Below are 19,023 nucleotides of genomic sequence, written 5' to 3'. Positions count from 1 at the left end.
GCATAGCGTCGCATTCCGGCAGCACTCCAGGGGTAGAACATGACGTCCAGGCGCGACTGGCTGTTACAGCAAATGGGAATAACGCAGTATCAACTGCGTCGCCCGCGCGTGCTTCAGGGCGAAATTGCCGTCAGGCTGACGCCGGGCACGAAGTTAATTATCGTGGCGGATGTGGCGCCTGGCCTGCATGAGCCGCTGGTGCGCGACATTCTCCGCGCGCTCGGCCTGCAACCGGAGCAGGTGATGACGCTGACGCCCGATCAGCTGCAAATGCTGCCTGAGTCGCTTGACTGTGTGGGCTGGCTGCTCGGTATCGACGTTGCGCATCCCTTCAGCGGCGTCGCGCTCCACTCATCCTCTTTAAGTGAACTTTCCAGCAGCGGCGAGGCGAAACGCGCGCTCTGGCAACAGATGTGTAACTATGACAGCGATCTCTTTCCTCACCCCTGAGGACAATGCTCAGGCGTTTGCCATCGAGTGCCGCAGCCATGCTTTTCCGTGGCGGGAACAGACCTTTGCCAGCAATCAGGGCGAGCGTTTTCTTAACTATCGACTCGACGTCGACGGCGTGATGGCGGCCTTCGCTATTACCCAGGTGGTGCTGGATGAGGCATCGCTGTTTAATATCGCCGTCGATCCCGCTTTTCAGCGGCGCGGCTACGGTCGTCAGCTGTTGCAGCACCTGATTGCCGAGCTGGAGAAGCGCGAGGTGATGACGCTGTGGCTGGAGGTGCGCGCCTCGAATCATCCTGCCATCGCGCTGTACGAGCAGCTCGACTTTCATCAGGTTAGCCGTCGCCCCAACTACTATCCCACCGCCAGCGGACGTGAAGATGCCATTATCATGGCGCTGACGCTCTAGGCCTTTCAGGAGTTGTAATGTTAACAGACTGGGATTGCATCCTGTTCGATGCAGATGACACCCTTTTCCATTTTGATGCTTTTGCCGGGCTGCAACGTCTGTTCGCCGGCTATGACGTGCATTTCACCGATCAGGACTACGCCGACTATCAGGCGATCAACAAACCGCTGTGGGTGGATTACCAGAACGGCGCCATCTCTGCGTTGCAGCTTCAGACACGCCGCTTTACCGGCTGGTCGGAAAAGCTGAGCGTGCCGCCAGAGGTGCTGAACAGCGGGTTCCTTACCGCTATGTCCGAGATCTGTATGCCGCTGGAAGGCGCGGTCAGCCTGATGCATGCTCTGCATAACAAGGTGCCTATGGGGATTATCACCAACGGCTTTACCGCGTTGCAGCAGGCGCGTCTTGAGCGCACCGGCTTTCGCGACTACTTTTCTGCGCTGGTTATCTCTGAGCAGGTAGGGGTGCCGAAACCGGACGCGGCCATTTTCGACTATGCGCTGGAAAAGATGGGCAATCCGGATCGCAGCCGCGTGCTGATGGTCGGGGATACGCCAGAGTCGGATATTCTCGGCGGCATCAATGCGGGCCTGAAAACCTGCTGGATCGATCACGGCACGCGTCCGCTGCCCGATACCATTCAGCCCACCTGGACGGTGAAAACCCTGTCTGAGCTGAAGGCGCTGTTACTCGCCTGAGTCTCGCGTCGGCTGTTTTGCTTCATGCTGAAAAGCCCGGTTAGCGGGCTGCGGTTTTGCGTAACGGGCCGTTCGCCGGCAGCGTCGCCCTGGCGCTCCGATCGCGAGTGCGCGCCTGCGGCTTGAAACACTGAAAAATGACCGCATTTAGCCTGTGGCGCGCGTGACGATAACGGTCAGCGTCAGCGCGTCAGCGCGTCGGCGCGTCAGGGGGCGGCGTCTCTTTTCTCGCCCTCATCCTCACGATCCTCTTTTACCGGCGTGCTGGCGGTCAGCAGAAACGGCGACTGCTGCCAGCGGGTGCGGCGATCGCGCAGCAGGGTGCGTGACAGGATAATGCCGATGGCCAGCGCCAGCAGCATCATCAGGCGTAAAATATTGGTGGTGTTATCGACCTGACGCGATTCGGTGACCAGCACATGGGTATCCAGCGTGACGCGCAGAAAGCCGAGCGGGCCGTCGCTGTTGCCGAGCGGCTCCACCAGCTGATGGTTGAAGTAGCTGCCGGCGCGCTTGCCGTCCAGCGCCAGCCGATCGCGCACGTTGATGTTTTCACCGCTGTGCGCCACCAGGCTGCCGTCGTCGGCGTAGACCGAGGCGTCAAGAATGCGGCTGTTGGTGGTCATCTGATTAAGGATGGCTTCAATCTGGCTGCGGTTGTCTTCGCTATTGTCCATCAGCGGCGACAGGCTAAAGGCGACCTGCTTTGTCAGCGTCTGCGCCAGCTCTTCGACCTGCTCGGAGCGCGCCATCTGATGGCCGAGGCTGAACCAGGAGGCGCCCTGCATTAGCACCACCAGCAGCGCCAGCGAGATCAGCACAATAACCGTGCGATGTAAGCGAAATTTTAGTGCGCTTTTAGCCATCAATAACCCGTGTCACGTAACAACAGAAACCAGGAGATTATGTTGCCAGAAGCGGCGCAGACAAGGTAGCCTCTTGCGTGGTTTTGTTGTCCCCCTACAGGAGCTCTGATGCCGAACCGTCTTACCTGGTGCGATTTGCCCGCCGAACTCTCCGAATGGCCGGGTTTACCTCTTTCCCTCAGCGGCGATGAAGTGATGCCGCTGGATTACCGTGCCGGTCGGACCGGCTGGCTGCTGTATGGTCGTGGACTCGATAAACAGCAGCTTACCGATTATCAGCGCAAGCTGGGCGCGGCGATGGTCATCGTCAGCGCCTGGCGTATCGATGAGTATCAGGTGGTGCGCCTGGCCGGTTCGCTGACGCCGCGCGCCGCCAGGCTGGCGCATGACAATGGTCTTGACGTCGCGCCGCTTGGCAAGATTCCGCATCTGAAGACGCCAGGCCTGCTGGTGATGGACATGGACTCCACGGCCATTCAGATCGAATGCATCGATGAGATTGCTAAACTGGCGGGCAGCGGCGAGCTGGTGGCGGAAGTCACAGAACGCGCCATGCGCGGCGAGCTGGACTTTGCCGCCAGCCTGAGACAGCGCGTGGCGACGCTGAAGGATGCCGATGCCAATATTCTTAAGCAGGTGCGCGACGAGCTGCCGCTGATGCCGGGGCTGACCGAGCTGGTGCAGAAGCTACAGGCGCTGGGCTGGCAGGTGGCGATCGCGTCAGGCGGCTTTACCTATTTCGCCGAATACCTGCGCGACAAGCTGCATCTGGCGCACGTCGCCGCCAATGAACTGGAAATGCGCGACGGCAAGCTGACCGGCGAGGTGCTGGGGCAGATTGTCGATGCGCAATACAAGGCTGATACCCTGAAAAAGCTGGCGCAGCGTTTTGACATCGCGCCGGAACAGACCGTCGCGATTGGCGACGGCGCCAACGATCTGCCGATGATAAAAGCGTCAGCGCTGGGTATCGCCTATCATGCTAAACCAAAGGTGAATGAGCAGACGGAGGTCACTATCCGTCACGCCGATCTGATGGGTGTTTTTTGCATCCTCAGCGGCAGCCTGATCCACGAAGAGCGTTAGAGGTACTGATTTGGCCAAAGCGGCAAAACGCGCCTTTGTTTGTAACGAATGCGGCGCAGACTATCCGCGCTGGCAGGGGCAATGCAGCGCCTGCCACGCCTGGAACACCATCACCGAAGTGCGCATTGCGGCGTCGCCAGCGGCGGCGCGCAATGAGCGCCTGAGCGGCTATGCGGGCAGCGCGGGCGTCAGCCGGGTACAGAAGCTGTCAGAGATTAGCCTTGAGGCGCTGCCGCGCTTCTCTACCGGCTTTAAAGAGTTTGACCGGGTGCTGGGCGGCGGCGTGGTGCCGGGCAGCGCCATTCTGATTGGCGGCAACCCCGGCGCGGGTAAATCAACGCTGTTGTTGCAGGTGATGTGCCGCCTGGCGCAGGAGATGAAAACCCTGTATGTCACCGGGGAAGAGTCGTTGCAGCAGGTGGCGATGCGCGCGCACCGTCTGGGCCTGCCGAGCGAAAACCTCAATATGCTGTCGGAAACCAGCATCGAGCAGATCTGTCAGATCGCCGAGCAGGAGCAGCCGAAGCTGATGGTGATCGACTCCATCCAGGTGATGCATATGGCGGATATTCAGTCGTCGCCGGGCAGCGTGGCGCAGGTGCGCGAAACCGCCGCCTATCTGACGCGCTTCGCCAAAACGCGCGGCGTGGCGATCGTCATGGTCGGCCACGTCACCAAAGACGGCTCGCTGGCCGGTCCGAAAGTGCTGGAGCACTGCATCGACTGTTCGGTATTGCTGGACGGCGACGCCGACTCGCGCTTTCGCACGCTGCGCAGCCATAAAAACCGTTTTGGCGCCGTTAACGAGCTGGGCGTATTCGCTATGACCGAGCAGGGCATGCGGGAAGTCAGCAATCCCTCAGCGATTTTCCTGTCGCGCGGCGATGAGATTACCTCTGGCAGCTCCGTAATGGTGGTGTGGGAAGGAACGCGTCCGCTGCTGGTTGAGATTCAGGCGCTGGTCGATCACTCGATGATGGGCAATCCGCGCCGCGTCGCGGTCGGGCTGGAACAGAATCGTCTGGCTATTTTGCTGGCGGTGCTGCACCGCCACGGCGGGCTGCAAATGGCCGATCAGGATGTCTTCGTCAACGTGGTGGGCGGCGTAAAGGTAACCGAAACCAGCGCCGATCTGGCGCTGCTGCTGGCGATGGTGTCGAGCCTGCGCGATCGGCCGCTGCCGCAGGATCTGGTGATCTTTGGCGAAGTGGGGCTGGCGGGCGAGATCCGTCCGGTGCCAAGCGGCCAGGAGCGCATCTCTGAAGCGGCCAAGCACGGCTTCAAACGCGCCATCGTGCCGGCTGGCAACGCGCCTAAAAAAGCGATCGACGGTATGAAGGTTTACAGCGCGAAAAAACTGGCGGACGCGCTGGCGATACTGGATGAGCTTTAAAGGCTGAGCGGGTAAACTCGCTGGCAAATTCAATCCATGCAGGAGGCAGCATGACGTCGTTCGACTATTTGAAAACCGCCATTCGCCAGCAGGGGCATACCCTGCAACAGGTGGCCGACGCCAGCGGGATGACCAAGGGCTATCTGAGCCAGCTGCTCAATGCCAAAATTAAAAGCCCCAGCGCGCAGAAGCTGGAAGCGCTGCATCGTTTTCTGGGGCTGGAGTTTCCGCGTCGCGAAAAAACGGTTGGGGTGGTGTTCGGCAAGTTTTATCCGCTGCACACCGGCCATATCTATCTGATCCAGCGCGCCTGTAGCCAGGTGGACGAGCTGCATATCATCATGGGTCACGACGAGCCGCGCGATCGTGAACTGTTCGAAAACAGCGCGATGTCGCAGCAGCCGACCGTCAGCGATCGGCTGCGCTGGCTGCTACAGACCTTCAAATATCAGAAAAACATTCGCATCCACTCTTTTAACGAAGAGGGCATCGAGCCTTATCCGCACGGCTGGGATGTCTGGAGCGAGGGCGTCAAACGCTTTCTCAGCGATCAAGGCATTTCCCCTGACTGCATCTACACCAGCGAAACCGCGGATGCCGAGATGTATCAGCAGCATCTGGGCATTAACACCGTGCTGATTGATCCCGCGCGATCCTTTATGAATATCAGCGGCGGGCAGATCCGTCAGGATCCGTTCCGCTACTGGGAATATATTCCCACCGAGGTAAAGCCCTTCTTTGTGCGCACCGTGGCCGTGCTCGGCGGCGAATCGAGCGGCAAATCCACGCTGGTCAACAAGCTGGCTAATATTTTCAACACGACCAGCGCCTGGGAGTACGGGCGCGACTACGTCTTCTCGCATCTGGGCGGCGACGAAATGGCGCTGCAGTATTCCGACTACGACAAGATTGCGCTCGGCCAGGCGCAGTACATCGACTTTGCGGTGAAGTACGCCAACAAAGTCGCCTTTATCGATACCGACTTTATCACTACCCAGGCGTTCTGCCTGAAGTATGAAGGGCGCGAACACCCCTTTGTGCAGGCGCTGATCGACGAATACCGCTTCGACCTGGTGATCCTGCTGGAGAACAACGTGCCTTGGGTCGCTGACGGCCTGCGCAGCCTGGGCAGCTCGGTGGATCGCCGGGAGTTCCAGTCTCTGCTGGTGACCATGCTGCGGGAAAACAACGTCGATTTCGCGCATGTGCGCGAGGACGATTACGATACGCGGTTTCTGCGCTGTATTGAGCTGGTGAAAGGGATGATGGAAGGAAAAAAGGTAGCAAGCGCGGCTGCAAAATAAATTAATCAGAAACGGGTTGTCAAAAAGACAACCTGGTAAAAATATAACTACATCTGAAATTTGTCATTTTTTTTCAAATGGATATTTTTATAAACATTCTACAGAGTTTTCTTTCCAGAAAGAGCGTATTTTCAACGGAAAATCCCTTAAGCCATTATTTGATGTCTGTAACAGAAAAGAATTAAAAGGTCTTTATCATTAAATCTCATTTCTCAAAGGATGAGTTATTTTATGAAGACTCAGAGTCTGAAAAGCGCTTGCATTAAAACCCTCTCAAAAAGTGAACTTTATGATCAAAAGGAGTTGAATGGTGTTAAAGTATTGAAAAACATGCTCGGAACGCTTGATAAAAATTTCCAGACTAACTTTTTTTACGGTGGTGATGACACGCCGCATAAAGTAAGTATGAAATGGTACGAAGCCAGAATGTCGCACGAAACACGTTCCGAATTCAGGCTTTATTACGAAAGTAACCAGGTAATGAATTCAGCCCAGCTAGGCGACAATATTGTGGTTGGTTTTGATAAAACTAATACGTTGACCTGTATTCTTTACAAGATAAATGGTGAAGACCACCAGGGACATATTGAAGACTGGGTGAAAATAAAATAAAAACATCGCCATGCTAACAATCCAGTACGCAATACCTGAGTATTAATAAAGACATCAGCTCAGAGGTGAATGGTTAGCTTGCTGCATTAGTTTTTATATTAAAGGATTATAAATGGGGCTGACGCCCCATTTTTCAGGCAGCCGCCAGCGCGCGCAGCATATTGACCCCTTTTTGCCGCACCAGCAGCGCCAGCAGCAGCATACCCGCCAGCGCCAGCGCGCTCGCCAGCAGAAACGCGGTGTGATAGCCGCCGCCGTACTGGATCAGAAAGCCGGTAATGCCCGGCGACAGGATACCGGCAAGATTAGCCAGCAGATGAACAAAGCCGCCTGCGGTGCCGATACGGCCCGCCGGAACAATATCCTGCAACAGCGACCAGCACGCTTGCGGCGTCATATAGGCGAAAACGCTGGCCAGCGTAATCAGCGTCACCGCACTGGCAACATCCTGACTCCACGCCGTTAACAGCACGCACAGGGCCGCTACCGCCAGGCCGATAAAGATCACCAGCTTGCGCGACAGCAAAAAGTTTTGCGTGCGGCGGAACAGCATATCAGAGACGATGCCGCCGCCGAGAAAGCCCACCGTTGCGCCCAGCCAGGGCAGAACGCCGATAATGCTCATGCTCTTAATATCAAGATGCTGAAAATCGGTGAGATAGCTGGGCAGCCAGGAAAGGAAAAAGTACTGAATATAGTTAAAGCAGAAAAAGGCGCTCGCCACGCCCAGCACCGGCAGCGAAAAAATGTAGCGCCATAGCGAATGGCGATCCTGCTGTGGCGAAGCGGCGGCCTGCGTCGCCGGACGCTGGCCGCTGATCAGCTCGCGCTCTGCCGCGCCGACGCGAGGATGATCTTCAGGCTTGTCGCGGAACAGCCACAGCCAGCAGGCGACCCACACAAAGCCCGCCAGCGCAATAACGACAAAGGCGATGCGCCAGCCATAGTGCAAACCAACCAGCCCGACAACCGGCGCGGCAATCGCGGCGCCGAGCGGCTGGCCGGCGTTGGTAAAGCCCACCGCGCGGCCCGTCTCTTTTTTAGGGAACCAGTTGGCGATCGATTTGTTGGTGGTGGTGCCCATCGGCCCTTCGCCGATGCCGAACAGCATGCGCACGATCAGCAGGTGAGTAAATCCTGTCACCAGCGCGGTTGCGCCGCAGAACAGCGACCAGACGCCCGCCGCCCACGCATAGACGCGACGTGGGCCAAAACGATCTGCGGCCCAGCCGCCGAGAAAGCAGAATGCGCAGTAGCCGATAAAAAAACAGCTAAAAAGAATGCCCATCTCTGCGTCATTAATATGCAGATCGGTTTTGATGAGCGGAGCCATAACGGAGAGTGCGGCGCGATCCAGATAGTTCAGCATACCGGCGAAAAACAGCAGTAGCGCAATGACAACACGGTAGTTTTTACGCATAGCGACGCACTCCTTTATCGGTGATCTGGCTCAGCGAGAGGCGATAGCGGCGCAGCACCTCTTCATCCGGCGCGTAGCCTAGTCCTGGCCGCGCGGAGAGAGTAAAAACCGTCTCCTGCGGGAAATCGGGGTAGAGTTCGGCTTCAAAGGCGATCCACGGCACTTCCATTTTGACCTCGTCAGGCAACAGCGCGACCAGATGCGCGGTCGCCAGCATGCCTGCGCCGTAATAGAAGCAGTGCGGCACGACCCGCACCCGATACTGCTGCGCGGCGGCAAATACGCGCAGCGCGGCGCTAATGCCGCCCACCTTCGCCACGCTGGGCTGCGCGACATCGACCGCGCCGTTTTCCAGCAGATGGATAAAGCCCCAGTCGCCGTCTACGTTCTCACCGGCCGCCAGCGGCACGCCGACGCGTTTCAGCTGCGCCAGGCCCTGATAATCATCAGGCGGCCAGATCGGCTCTTCCAGCCAGCCGAGCTGAAGCGCGCGCAGCTCGTGCGCCTGCTGCGTCGCCTGTTCGCGCGTCCACGGACAGTTAACGTCCACCATAAGTTCAGCCTGCTCAGGCAACGCGTCGCGCGCCGCCTGAATGGCGGCGAAGGCGGTTTCATGCAGTTTGAGGGTGGTAAAGCCTTCATCCCAGGCGCGTCTGACCTGCCGGGCGACGGCGACGGGATCGTTATCGTAGCTGACCAGGCTGGCATAGCGCTCAACGCGCTGACGGCTGGCTCCCAGAAGCTGCCACAGCGGCTTATCTTGTCGCTGCCCTAGCGCATCCCACAGCGCAATATCTACCGCCGAGAGCGCGTAACGCACCGGACCGCTGCGGCCAAAGGCATGCAGCGCTTGCTCTGCCTGCTGCATCAGATCCGCGATAGCCTGCGCCGTATCCGGCAGGGGTTTACCGATAAACAGCGGGGCGACCAGCGTGCAGATCGCCTGCTCGGTAACAGGGTTCGCCAGATGACCAAAGGCTTCTCCCCAGCCGCACAGGCCGTTATCGCAGCTGATTTTCACCAGCAGCGTTTCCATACGGCGCAGCGATGAAGAGGCGGCGTTAAAGGTGGTTTCCTGCTGTCGGGGCGCCTGTCGCTGCGCATTAAAAGGAATGGCGACGCGTATCACGTCGATTGAAACTATTTTCATGCCACAGACCTCGTAAGATGACCCCCGGCGTGAATTTTTATAACAGCTTGCCGGAACGGTAGGGTGAGTCGAATCAGATCATCAGCGAGTATAAAAAGCGCGCCAGGCGGCGGCATCGGGCGACAGCCCAGGGTTAAATGCGGAATAAAAGGGATAATTGGGCGAAGCGACAAAGGAACGCGCAAAGGGTCACAGAAAAGCGCATAAAGAAAAGGCGGCATCGCTGCCGCCTGAGGAATTACTTGGTAATACGCTTGTACTTGATACGCTTTGGCTCCAGCGCTTCTGCGCCGAGGGTGCGTTTTTTGTACTCTTCGTATTCGCTGAAGTTACCTTCGAAGAATTCGACTTTGCCCTCATCCTGATAGTCGAGGATATGGGTCGCGATACGGTCGAGGAACCAGCGGTCGTGCGAGATCACCATGGCGCAGCCAGGGAACTCCAGCAGGGCGTTTTCCAGCGCGCGCAGGGTTTCTACGTCCAGGTCGTTGGTCGGTTCGTCAAGCAGCAGCAGGTTGCCGCCTACCTGAAGCAGCTTCGCCAGATGCAGACGGCCGCGTTCGCCCCCGGACAGCTCGCCGACGCGTTTGCCCTGGTCGGTGCCTTTGAAGTTAAAGCGGCCCACGTAGGCGCGGCTCGGCATCTCAAAGTTACCGATGCGCATGATGTCCAGACCGCCGGACACCTCTTCCCACACGGTTTTTGAATTATCCATCGAGTCGCGGAACTGATCGACCGACGCCAGCTTGACGGTTTCGCCCAGCTCGATGCTGCCGGAGTCCGGCTGCTCCTGCCCGGTCATCATGCGGAACAGGGTCGATTTACCTGCGCCGTTCGGACCGATAATGCCGACGATAGCCCCTTTCGGCACTGAGAACGACAGATCGTCGATCAGCACGCGGTCGCCGTAGGATTTAGTCAGGTTTTTCACCTCGACCACTTTATCGCCCAGGCGCGGACCTGGCGGAATAAAGAGTTCGCTGGTCTCGTTACGTTTCTGATACTCGGTGCTGTTCAGCTCTTCAAAGCGGGCCAGACGCGCTTTGCCTTTAGACTGACGGCCTTTCGCGCCCTGACGCACCCACTCCAGCTCTTTTTCAATCGATTTGCGGCGAGCGGCTTCAGCAGAGGCTTCCTGCGCCAGACGCTGATCTTTCTGCTCCAGCCAGGACGAGTAGTTGCCTTCCCACGGAATGCCTTCGCCACGGTCCAGCTCCAGGATCCAGCCCGCGACGTTGTCGAGGAAGTAACGGTCGTGGGTAATCGCCACCACGGTGCCTTCAAACTCGTGCAGGAAGCGCTCCAGCCAGGCCACGGACTCGGCGTCCAGGTGGTTGGTCGGTTCATCCAGCAGCAGCATATCCGGCTTTTCCAGCAGCAGGCGGCACATCGCTACGCGACGGCGCTCGCCCCCGGACAGATTGCCGATTTTGGCATCCCAGTCTGGCAGACGCATCGCATCGGCGGCGCGCTCAAGCTGCGTTTCCAGGTTATGGCCGTCGTGCGCCTGGATAACTTCTTCCAGACGACCCTGTTCCGCGGCCAGCTTGTCGAAATCGGCGTCCGGCTCGGCGTAGAGCGCGTAAACCTCATCCAGGCGCTTCAGCGCGCCGACCACTTCAGACACTGCCTCTTCAATGGATTCGCGGACCGTCTGCTCCGGGTTGAGCTGCGGCTCCTGCGGCAGATAGCCGACTTTGATACCCGGCTGCGGACGCGCTTCGCCTTCGATGTCTTTATCGATGCCCGCCATAATGCGCAGCAGCGTGGATTTACCCGCGCCGTTCAGACCGAGCACGCCGATTTTCGCGCCTGGGAAAAAGCTGAGGGAGATGTTCTTCAGAATATGACGCTTCGGCGGTACCACTTTACCGACGCGATGCATGCTATAGACGAATTGAGCCACGTTGTAATGAGCCTCTGATTCTGGTGGGTGAATTAGTGACGAAGTTTAGCCTTTTTGCCTGGCTAATCCCAGTCGTGCGCCGGCGTTATGCGCAAAAGAAAAGAGGGCGCTACGGCGAATCGGGCAGACGCAGCGGCAGCGGCTGCTGCGCCAGCCAGTCGGCCAGCGTCTTGTCCGGCGCGCTGTCGCTGACCAGCAGGTCAAAGCGATGCAGCTCGCCGATGCGCGCCGGCAGGACTTTGCCGAACTTGCTGCTGTCGGCCACCAGAATGCGCTGGCGTGAACGCAGCATGGCGCGGTGCTTCATCGCCAGCTCGTTAAGGTTGTAGCAGGTCGCGCCCTGATGCGGGTCGATGCCCGCCGCCGAGATAAAAGCCAGGGTCGGACAGAGATCGTCAAGAATGGAGTGCGCGCCGACGGGCGTGAACAGGGCATTGTCGGCGTGGAACTCGCCGCCGCTCAGGATCACGTTGCAGGCCGGTTTCTCTTTTAGCGCCAGGAAGGTATTCATGGCGCAGCAGATAGCGGTAAAAGGCAGCGCGTCGGGCAGGGCGTCGATGATATAGGGAATAGTGGTGCCGCAGTCGAAGAACACCGTGTCGTTCTCGCCGATCAGGCTGACGGCCGCCTGCGCCAGCCGCTGCTTTTTGGCGGCGTTCTGCCCGTGCTGGTCTGAAACAAAATAGTGTCCGACGTGGCTTTTGGGATCGCTGACGATGTAGCCGCCCAGCAGCACCACCGTTGAGGCCGGTTCGCTCAGATCGCGGCGAATCGTCATCTCTGAGACGCCTAACAGCTGGGCGGCATCTTTCAGATGCAGCTTGTCGGTGCGTTTTAGCGCCAGGATCAGTTTCTGAATGCGTTCGTCGCGCCGGGTTTCCATAGACATCTCTGTTGTGGTTGGTAGCGAAAACGGCGCGCCGCTGGCGACCGCATCTGTACATTAGCGCGCTGCGATAATTATCGCTATTTTAACAAGTTGCGCTTCGGAACGCCTCATCTTAACGGTAAGCGGAATGTCCCGTAAACCTTACGTCAGCGTGGGTCGCGGCCTGCCGTAACAAGGAAACCCCGCGCTAAGGTATAGAGGATCTCAATGCGCTGCGTAAATTTTGTGAAGAACGTGGCAAGAGCCGGTTCCCCTGGTTAGCATGAATAAAGCCTGGCACGCAGCCGGAGAGCAGCAACAGAGGAGATTTTTGTGGAGAAGTGGCGTAACTGGATGACAGGGATCTGTCTGGCCGCGGCGGCCAGCAGCGCGTGGGCCGACTCGCTGGATCAACAGCGGCAGCGATATCAACAGATCAAACAGGCCTGGGACAGCAATCAAATGGCGACGGTCGAGCAGCTGTTGCCGACGTTGCAGGATTATCCGCTCTATCCCTACTTGCAGTACCGCTTGCTGGCGCAGGATCTCGACCAGGAAACGCCGCTTGCGGTGAAAAACTTCATTCAGCAGTATCCGACGCTGCCCCCGGCGCGCTCGCTGAAAACGCGATTCGTTAACGTGCTGGCGCATCGTCAGGACTGGCAGGGCGTACTGAGCTTCAGCCCGGAAGAGCCGGGTCCGGTGCAGGCGCGCTGTAACTGGCTCTACGCGAAATGGGCGACCGGCGCGCAGCAGCAGGCGTTTGAGGGCGCGAAAGCGATTTGGCTGCGCGGCACCTCGCTGCCCAACGACTGCGATCGCCTCTTCTCTGTCTGGCAATCCTCCGGTCAGATGTCACCCATTACCGTGCTGGAGCGTATTCGCCTGGCGATGAAAGCGGGCAACGACAGCCTGGTGAGTTTCCTCGCGAAAACCCTGCCCGAAGATTACCAGACCATTGCCAACGGCGTGCTGGATCTACAGCGCGATCCGCAGACCGTACTGACCTTCGCCCAGTCTGTCGGGCCGACCGACTTTACCCGCCAGGCAACGATTTACGCCTTTACCCGCGTGGCGCGCGCCGATATGGAAAACGCGCGCAGCCTTATTCCGCTGCTGGTGCGGGCGCAGAAAATGGAGGCCGACGACGAGCAGGCGCTGAAAGAGATCGTGGTCTGGCGCATGATGGGCAGCGATCTGACCTCGGAGCAGGCGCGCTGGCGCGACGCGGTGGTGATGAACAGCCAGACGACGGCGCTGATTGAAAGGCGCGTGCGTCTGGCGCTGACGCAGCACGACCGTCGCGGGCTGAATACCTGGATCGCTCGTCTGCCGCTGGAGGCAAAAGAGAAAGATGAGTGGCAGTACTGGCAGGCCGATCTGCTCTATTCACAGGGGCGCAAAGAGGAGGCCGACGAGATCCTGCATAAGCTGATGCAGGCGCGCGGCTTCTATCCGATGGTGGCGGCGCAGCGGCTGGGTGTGAACTATCCGTTGCAGATCGATGAGGCGCCGAAGCCGGACAGCGCGACGGTGCAGGGACCCGAATTAGCGCGCGTGCGCGAGCTGATGTTCTGGGGACTGGACAACCTCGCGCGCAGCGAATGGGCTAACCTGATCGCCAGCAAAAGCCGCACGCAGCAGCAAATGCTGGCGCGCTACGCCAATGAACAGGACTGGTGGGATCTCAGCGTGCAGGCGACGATTACGGCGAAGATGTGGGATAGCCTGAAAGAGCGTTTCCCGCTGGCGTGGGAGAGCTTCTACCGCAACAATACCCGCGATAAAGCTATCCAGCCGAGTTACGCCATGGCTATCTCGCGTCAGGAGAGCGCCTGGAATCCAAAAGCGCGCTCGCCGGTGGGCGCCAGCGGTCTGATGCAGGTAATGCCCGCTACCGCCGCGCATACCGTGAAGATGTACAATCTTCCCGGCTATTCCAACAGCAATCAACTGCTGGACCCGCAGACCAATATTCAAATCGGTACGCAATACCTGGAATACGTTTACCAGCAGTTCGGGCAGAACCGTATTTTCGCGTCGGCGGCCTATAACGCCGGGCCAGGCCGCGTTCGCAGCTGGCAGAACGTCAGCGCGGGCAATCTCGATGCGGTGGCCTTTATCGAAACGATTCCGTTCTCGGAAACGCGCGGCTACGTGAAGAATGTGCTGGCCTATGACGCCTACTATCGTCACTTTATGGGGCAGCCGGATAAGGTGCTGTCTGACAGCGAGTGGAATCGACGTTACTAGCTGTGCTATGCTTCCGTACTCGTTAGTGAGTACGGAAGCCTTTTCAATGACGCAACCTCTTGCCCGTCCGGCGCAACAATCTCTCTCTGAAGCCAACTGGCGACGCTTTATCGCGCTGATGCAGCAGGCTTATGCCGATGACGTCGCGCTGCCGCTGTTGCAGCTGATGCTGACGCCGGATGAGCGCGAAGCGCTCGGCACGCGTCTGCGCATTGTCGAAGAGTTAATGAATGGCGAGATGAGCCAGCGCGAGCTGAAAAATGAGCTGGGCGTGGGTATCGCCACCATTACGCGCGGATCGAACAGTCTGAAAGAGGCGCCGCCCGAACTGCGCCGCTGGCTGGAGGCGCATCTCGGACGTCACGACATCAACGCTGATAAAGCGGGTGAGTAAAGGGGCAGAGCGCCAGAATTAAGGCCTGGTGATAGACGCCTGACCGCGTCAGCAGCCCGTGCGTCAGCGCGCCGATCGCGCCGCCTTTATGTTTGATATTCTCAACGCCCGTCAGCTGCGCCATCTCGTCACCCAGCTCGCGCCCGGCGCGCAGGCCGTCCAGCACCACGTCGGGAAGCGTAAAGCTGGCCGAGCGCGATTCGCCGCGCTGCGACGCATTTTCGATGACCATCCAGGCAAAGGCGCACTCTTCCTCAATACCGGCCTCAATCGCTACCCAGAAATCCGCGTCCGGCGCGGCAACGCGCGCATTGGCGATGCGCTGGCGTGCGCCGGTTCGCGTTTCCTTATCGCTCAGGGGCTGCGCCGCCACGCCGCTATCGACCTCGACCCCGCGAATATGGCAGGATCCTTCGCCGAAAACGTCGCTGAACGCCTGAGAAATTGCGCGAATTTTTGCCGGATTGATGGTGGCTGCGATAACCTGGTACATAATCTATTGAACCCTTTAGGCAAATTTGTCGCAGTATAACGGAAACTCAGCATGCTACAGGTCTATCTTGTTCGTCACGGTGAAACGGTATGGAATGCGGAGCGCCGCATTCAGGGACAATCCGACAGTCCGCTGACGGAAAAAGGAGAGCAACAGGCCCACCAGGTGGGCGAGCGCGTAAAGCGTCTTGGCATTACCCACGTTATCGCCAGCGATCTGGGCCGCACGCGGCGCACCGCTGAAATTATCGCCGACGCCTGTGGCTGTACGGTTACGCTCGACCCACGCCTGCGGGAATTAAATATGGGCGTGCTGGAGAAACGTCCGCTGGACGGCTTAACCGAGGAAGAAGAGCGCTGGCGCAGTACGCTGGTGGACGGCACGGTAGACGGCCGTATTCCGCAGGGCGAATCTATGGCGGAAATGGCGGCGCGTATGCACGACGCGCTTAACGCCTGTCTGTCACTGCCGGCGGGCAGCCGACCGCTGCTGGTGAGTCACGGTATGGCGCTGGGCGGGCTGATCAGCACCATTCTCGGTTTGCCAGCGCATGCGGAGCGCCGGCTGCGGCTGCGCAACTGCTCGATTTCACGCGTCGATCATCAGCACAGCGCCTGGCTGGCGGAGGGGTGGGTGGTGGAAACGGCAGGCGACGTGTCGCATCTGGACGCGCCTGCGCTGGACGAGCTACAGCGCTAATCCCGTTATGCCGTCGCGAGGACGGCATAGTCGTTAGCTGGCGGCCTGCTGACGGCGAATCGGAATAAGATATTCGCAGCGGATCTCTTTTGGCGGTTCGCTGCGCTTCTTGCCGCCGTGCGTGTAGAAACGTTCAATATCCTGGCCCTGACGACGCGTCAGGCCGAGCGTCGGCATGCAGGTGCCATACAGCAGCAGAATAAATTCCTGTAGCTCGTTGCGCGGGCCGCTGTAGGTAAACTGCACATAATCCCCGGCCTCAAGGATAACGCTCTGGCCGGAGTGCAGGTTAATAGCCTGGTCGGACGGCACTGCGGTGGTGTAAAGGATCTCCTGCTCGTCATCCTTTTCCTGACTGGCGCGCACCTGATGCAGGCCGTAGAGCACAGGCGGAACGGTGTCGGTTTCCAGCAAGAACTGCTTCCAGAAATGGATGCGCATTTCGTCGCGGTAGCTGGAAATCTGCTCCAGCGTACAGCTGTAGGTTTGCGTCTGACCGACCAGCACGGTTTCCGGCAGCGTGACGAAAGAGGATTCCGGCATGCTGTTGTCGTCCAGACGGATTGGCGGACGAATGCCGAACGAGTTCCATTCCGACGAACGGCGATACCACGCAGGCGTTTGATTAAATTGTTTTTTAAAGGCGCGGGTAAAGGTTTGCTGCGAATCAAAGCGATACTGCAAAGCAATGTCCAGAATCGGGCGGCTGGTCAGACGCAGCGCCACGGCAGCCTTGGACAAACGTCGAGCGCGAATATAGGCGCCAATCGCATGGCCGGTCACGTCTTTAAACATCCTTTGTAGATGCCACTTGGAATAACCCGCTTTAAGGGAAACATTATCCAGTGAAAGGGGCTGATCCAGATGGCTCTCCAGCCAGACAAGCAAATCTCGAATGATACCGGCTTGGTCCATAAAACATCCTCATACTCTCTGGGCGCGGCTAATGCGGTCGCCGAATAATAGCACTCATTGCACATCTGGCGTGGGTAGTTTTGTTGGGAGATTGTGCCATGTCAATGCAGGAGTAAACCGGTTTGGTTTGGTCAACGCGGCCAATTCCCAGTACATTACATGTTCATCTATTCAGTTTGCAATGGTAACTCTATGACAATATCTCGTTTTTTAGCCGCCTCGCTCGCTACGCTGCTGCTGGCGTCTCCTGTTATGGCTGAAGAGATCGGCTCGGTAGATACGGTATTCAAGATATTTGGGCCTGACCACAAGATCGTGGTGGAAGCGTTCGACGATCCTGACGTAAAAAATGTAACCTGTTATATCAGCCGGGCAAAGACCGGCGGGATTAAGGGCGGTCTGGGACTGGCGGAAGATACCGCTGACGCAGCCATCTCTTGCCAGCAGGTTGGGCCGGTAGAGCTGAGTGACGCTATCGCCAGTGGCAAAGCGCAGGGCGAAGTGGTTTTCAAGAAACGAACGTCGCTGGTGTTTAAAAAGTTACAGGTGGTGCGTTTCTTCGATCAGAAACGTCATGCGCTGATCTACCTGAGCTATTCCGATCGCGTCGTGGAAGGTTCGCCGAAAAATGCCCTGAGCGCGGTGCCGATTATGCCGTGGCGGGAATAAAAAAACGCCCGAAAGGGCGTTTTTTTCGTATCAGCGCAGGTTGATGACGAGGTTAAGGCGGCATTGCCGACCGCTCAGCCTGGCAGCCGTCTGCAACCTGCGACGGGGCGATGCCGATTATTCCTGCAGGTCGCCGCAGAAGCGGTAGCCTTCGCCATGAATAGTGGCGATGATTTCAGGCGTATCCGGCGTCGATTCGAAGTGCTTGCGAATACGGCGAATGGTCACGTCCACGGTACGGTCGTGCGGCTTCAGTTCGCGACCGGTCATCTTCTTCAGCAGATCCGCGCGAGTCTGGATTTTTCCCGGATTTTCGCAGAAGTGCAGCATGGCGCGAAATTCGCTGCGCGGCAGTTTGTACTGCTCGCCGTTCGGGCTGATCAGCGAGCGGCTGTTAATATCCAGCTCCCAGCCGTTAAACTTGTAGCTTTCTACCTGACGACGCTCTTCATTCGGCATGGCCAGATTCATGGTGCGCGACAGCAGATTTCGGGCGCGGATAGTCAGTTCGCGCGGATTGAACGGCTTGGTGATGTAGTCATCGGCGCCAATCTCCAGGCCAAGAATTTTGTCCACTTCATTATCACGACCGGTCAGGAACATCAGCGCCACATTTGCCTGTTCACGCAGTTCGCGCGCCAGCAACAGGCCGTTTTTACCGGGCAGGTTGATATCCATGATAACCAGGTTGACGTCGTTATCGGTAAGCACCTGATGCATTTCAGCGCCATCGGTTGCTTCATATACGACATAACCTTCCGCCTCAAAAATGCTTTTGAGCGTGTTACGCGTGACCAGTTCGTCTTCAACGATAAGAATGTGTGGGGTCTGCATGTTTCGCTACCTAAAATTTGCCAACAAATTGAAAACAGGGCGTACGCGGGTCTTCAGGCTCGCTAGAAAACGCACAGCATAAGGCGCTTAACCGTTGTACGAAATTATGTTCTTGATACACCATCTATCAACGTCAACAACAGTGTTAGCTCAGCCAGTCAGGATGAAAATTGCATGCCCCAGGAGAGAATAATTGGCGCATATCCTAACTGTATTAACAGCAACCTAACAGCACCAACAACAACCGATAAGCATAAAAACAACGCTTCGTTGACTTATATCAAATGCAATTGTAGCACGTTAACACTTTTGTGAAAAACTTCTCTTGTAATGCAAGGTTAGCTCACAAAAAGCATCATATTTGCTAACTTTTCGTTGTATCTGCTGAGCAGAATAAAACCCAGACACTCATCGTTTATTAAGCTGAAATAAAAGAGGTTTATACGGTAAATTTGCAATTTACGCGCATTGCGCATCTATCCTGCCCTTCAGCGGCATTTATTGACTTTTAACATCCTTTACTTCTCATTTTCTGTTTCGGCTTCATACCGGCTTCTACTGCCTTGCGTGCTACTATACGGCGCGATTTCTAAACACAGAT

19 protein-coding genes are annotated in these 19,023 nt (G+C 57.7%); 11 read left to right on the top strand and 8 right to left on the bottom strand.

Going from position 1 to position 19,023, the window contains the following annotated elements:
* Positions 1-39: 39 nt before the first annotated feature.
* The 3 genes from BBB56_RS00940 to yjjG are packed head-to-tail and all read left to right on the top strand — an operon-like array spanning position 40 to position 1,560.
* Positions 40-450 carry a DNA polymerase III subunit psi gene (locus tag BBB56_RS00940; protein WP_123798073.1) on the top strand — a complete coding sequence of 137 codons (411 nt, stop codon included), beginning with the start codon at positions 40-42 and terminating at the stop codon, positions 448-450.
* Entirely contained in the window at positions 422-862 is a 441-nt protein-coding gene (gene rimI / locus BBB56_RS00935; protein WP_120455588.1) for a ribosomal protein S18-alanine N-acetyltransferase, read from the top strand. Before BBB56_RS00940 ends, rimI begins: the two co-directional genes overlap by 29 nt.
* Before the next feature lie 17 nt (positions 863-879).
* The gene (gene yjjG, locus BBB56_RS00930; protein WP_123798072.1) at positions 880-1,560 is read left to right on the top strand and encodes a pyrimidine 5'-nucleotidase; all 681 of its coding nucleotides are present in this window, start codon (positions 880-882) and stop codon (positions 1,558-1,560) included.
* A gap of 206 nt (positions 1,561-1,766) precedes the next feature.
* On the opposite strand, the gene BBB56_RS00925 is transcribed toward yjjG, so the two are convergent.
* On the bottom strand, positions 1,767-2,426 hold the full coding sequence (locus BBB56_RS00925; protein ID WP_123798071.1) for a YtjB family periplasmic protein: 660 nt from the start codon (positions 2,424-2,426) through the stop codon (positions 1,767-1,769).
* Between the two features lie 108 nt (positions 2,427-2,534).
* Here BBB56_RS00925 and serB point away from each other — a divergent pair, with 108 nt between their 5' ends.
* The 4 genes from serB (at position 2,535) to BBB56_RS00905 (ending at position 6,821) form a co-directional block, all read left to right on the top strand.
* Positions 2,535-3,512 (top strand): phosphoserine phosphatase, encoded by a 978-nt coding sequence (gene serB, locus BBB56_RS00920; protein WP_123798070.1) that lies wholly within the window; start codon positions 2,535-2,537, stop codon positions 3,510-3,512.
* 10 nt (positions 3,513-3,522) lie between these two features.
* A complete protein-coding gene (gene radA, locus BBB56_RS00915; RefSeq protein WP_123798069.1) occupies positions 3,523-4,905 on the top strand; it encodes a DNA repair protein RadA in 1,383 nt (460 codons plus the stop codon).
* Between the two features lie 50 nt (positions 4,906-4,955).
* Positions 4,956-6,209: a multifunctional transcriptional regulator/nicotinamide-nucleotide adenylyltransferase/ribosylnicotinamide kinase NadR gene (nadR, locus tag BBB56_RS00910; RefSeq protein ID WP_123798068.1), complete on the top strand. Its 1,254-nt coding sequence runs from the start codon at positions 4,956-4,958 to the stop codon at positions 6,207-6,209.
* 231 nt (positions 6,210-6,440) lie between these two features.
* On the top strand, positions 6,441-6,821 hold the full coding sequence (locus BBB56_RS00905; RefSeq protein WP_123798067.1) for a type II restriction endonuclease: 381 nt from the start codon (positions 6,441-6,443) through the stop codon (positions 6,819-6,821).
* A gap of 133 nt (positions 6,822-6,954) precedes the next feature.
* Here BBB56_RS00905 and BBB56_RS00900 read toward each other — a convergent pair whose 3' ends face one another.
* The 4 genes from BBB56_RS00900 to deoR form a co-directional block, all read right to left on the bottom strand.
* The gene (locus tag BBB56_RS00900) at positions 6,955-8,241 is read right to left on the bottom strand and encodes an MFS transporter (RefSeq protein WP_123798066.1); all 1,287 of its coding nucleotides are present in this window, start codon (positions 8,239-8,241) and stop codon (positions 6,955-6,957) included.
* Complete coding sequence (locus BBB56_RS00895) at positions 8,234-9,391, bottom strand: mandelate racemase/muconate lactonizing enzyme family protein (protein WP_123798065.1); 1,158 nt, start codon at positions 9,389-9,391, stop codon at positions 8,234-8,236. The genes BBB56_RS00900 and BBB56_RS00895 overlap by 8 nt, the downstream gene beginning before the upstream one ends.
* A gap of 238 nt (positions 9,392-9,629) precedes the next feature.
* Positions 9,630-11,297 carry an energy-dependent translational throttle protein EttA gene (gene ettA, locus BBB56_RS00890; RefSeq protein ID WP_123798064.1) on the bottom strand — a complete coding sequence of 556 codons (1,668 nt, stop codon included), beginning with the start codon at positions 11,295-11,297 and terminating at the stop codon, positions 9,630-9,632.
* Between the two features lie 109 nt (positions 11,298-11,406).
* Positions 11,407-12,180 (bottom strand): DNA-binding transcriptional repressor DeoR, encoded by a 774-nt coding sequence (deoR, locus tag BBB56_RS00885; protein ID WP_123798063.1) that lies wholly within the window; start codon positions 12,178-12,180, stop codon positions 11,407-11,409.
* Between the two features lie 318 nt (positions 12,181-12,498).
* On the opposite strand from deoR, the gene sltY reads away from it, so the two are divergent.
* Both sltY and trpR read left to right on the top strand, forming a co-directional pair.
* Positions 12,499-14,418 carry a murein transglycosylase gene (gene sltY, locus BBB56_RS00880; protein ID WP_123798062.1) on the top strand — a complete coding sequence of 640 codons (1,920 nt, stop codon included), beginning with the start codon at positions 12,499-12,501 and terminating at the stop codon, positions 14,416-14,418.
* A gap of 46 nt (positions 14,419-14,464) precedes the next feature.
* Entirely contained in the window at positions 14,465-14,812 is a 348-nt protein-coding gene (gene trpR / locus BBB56_RS00875) for a trp operon repressor (protein WP_123798061.1), read from the top strand.
* Here the strand turns inward: trpR and yjjX are convergent.
* Positions 14,787-15,305: an inosine/xanthosine triphosphatase gene (gene yjjX / locus BBB56_RS00870; protein ID WP_123798060.1), complete on the bottom strand. Its 519-nt coding sequence runs from the start codon at positions 15,303-15,305 to the stop codon at positions 14,787-14,789. The genes trpR and yjjX overlap by 26 nt on opposite strands.
* A 51-nt stretch (positions 15,306-15,356) precedes the next feature.
* On the opposite strand from yjjX, the gene gpmB reads away from it, so the two are divergent.
* Complete coding sequence (gene gpmB, locus BBB56_RS00865) at positions 15,357-16,004, top strand: 2,3-diphosphoglycerate-dependent phosphoglycerate mutase GpmB (RefSeq protein ID WP_123798059.1); 648 nt, start codon at positions 15,357-15,359, stop codon at positions 16,002-16,004.
* A 33-nt stretch (positions 16,005-16,037) separates the two neighbouring features.
* Here gpmB and robA read toward each other — a convergent pair whose 3' ends face one another.
* Positions 16,038-16,919 (bottom strand): MDR efflux pump AcrAB transcriptional activator RobA, encoded by an 882-nt coding sequence (robA, locus tag BBB56_RS00860; protein WP_123798058.1) that lies wholly within the window; start codon positions 16,917-16,919, stop codon positions 16,038-16,040.
* A gap of 192 nt (positions 16,920-17,111) precedes the next feature.
* On the opposite strand from robA, the gene creA reads away from it, so the two are divergent.
* A complete protein-coding gene (gene creA / locus BBB56_RS00855; RefSeq protein WP_123798057.1) occupies positions 17,112-17,588 on the top strand; it encodes a protein CreA in 477 nt (158 codons plus the stop codon).
* Positions 17,589-17,705: 117 nt separating this feature from the next.
* On the opposite strand, the gene arcA is transcribed toward creA, so the two are convergent.
* Positions 17,706-18,422, bottom strand: a complete 717-nt coding sequence (gene arcA / locus BBB56_RS00850; protein ID WP_123798056.1) for a two-component system response regulator ArcA — start codon at positions 18,420-18,422, stop codon at positions 17,706-17,708.
* Between the last annotated feature and the right edge of the window lie 601 nt (positions 18,423-19,023).

Source organism: Candidatus Pantoea deserta, assembly GCF_003813865.1.
Classification (GTDB): Bacteria; Pseudomonadota; Gammaproteobacteria; order Enterobacterales; family Enterobacteriaceae; genus Pantoea; species Pantoea deserta.
Note: the sequence above shows the minus strand (reverse complement) of the source record. Positions and strands in the feature narration are given on the sequence as shown.

Excerpts from the sequence above, each read along its gene's own strand:
- BBB56_RS00940 (WP_123798073.1), top strand. The coding sequence starts at position 40 with ATGACGTCCAGGCGCGACTGGCTGTTACAGCAAATGGGAATAACGCAG.
- rimI (WP_120455588.1), top strand. The coding sequence starts at position 422 with ATGACAGCGATCTCTTTCCTCACCCCTGAGGACAATGCTCAGGCGTTT.
- yjjG (WP_123798072.1), top strand. The coding sequence starts at position 880 with ATGTTAACAGACTGGGATTGCATCCTGTTCGATGCAGATGACACCCTT.
- BBB56_RS00925 (WP_123798071.1), bottom strand. The coding sequence starts at position 2,426 with ATGGCTAAAAGCGCACTAAAATTTCGCTTACATCGCACGGTTATTGTG.
- serB (WP_123798070.1), top strand. The coding sequence starts at position 2,535 with ATGCCGAACCGTCTTACCTGGTGCGATTTGCCCGCCGAACTCTCCGAA.
- nadR (WP_123798068.1), top strand. The coding sequence starts at position 4,956 with ATGACGTCGTTCGACTATTTGAAAACCGCCATTCGCCAGCAGGGGCAT.
- BBB56_RS00905 (WP_123798067.1), top strand. The coding sequence starts at position 6,441 with ATGAAGACTCAGAGTCTGAAAAGCGCTTGCATTAAAACCCTCTCAAAA.
- BBB56_RS00900 (WP_123798066.1), bottom strand. The coding sequence starts at position 8,241 with ATGCGTAAAAACTACCGTGTTGTCATTGCGCTACTGCTGTTTTTCGCC.
- BBB56_RS00895 (WP_123798065.1), bottom strand. The coding sequence starts at position 9,391 with ATGAAAATAGTTTCAATCGACGTGATACGCGTCGCCATTCCTTTTAAT.
- deoR (WP_123798063.1), bottom strand. The coding sequence starts at position 12,180 with ATGGAAACCCGGCGCGACGAACGCATTCAGAAACTGATCCTGGCGCTA.
- trpR (WP_123798061.1), top strand. The coding sequence starts at position 14,465 with ATGACGCAACCTCTTGCCCGTCCGGCGCAACAATCTCTCTCTGAAGCC.
- yjjX (WP_123798060.1), bottom strand. The coding sequence starts at position 15,305 with ATGTACCAGGTTATCGCAGCCACCATCAATCCGGCAAAAATTCGCGCA.
- gpmB (WP_123798059.1), top strand. The coding sequence starts at position 15,357 with ATGCTACAGGTCTATCTTGTTCGTCACGGTGAAACGGTATGGAATGCG.
- robA (WP_123798058.1), bottom strand. The coding sequence starts at position 16,919 with ATGGACCAAGCCGGTATCATTCGAGATTTGCTTGTCTGGCTGGAGAGC.
- creA (WP_123798057.1), top strand. The coding sequence starts at position 17,112 with ATGACAATATCTCGTTTTTTAGCCGCCTCGCTCGCTACGCTGCTGCTG.
- arcA (WP_123798056.1), bottom strand. The coding sequence starts at position 18,422 with ATGCAGACCCCACACATTCTTATCGTTGAAGACGAACTGGTCACGCGT.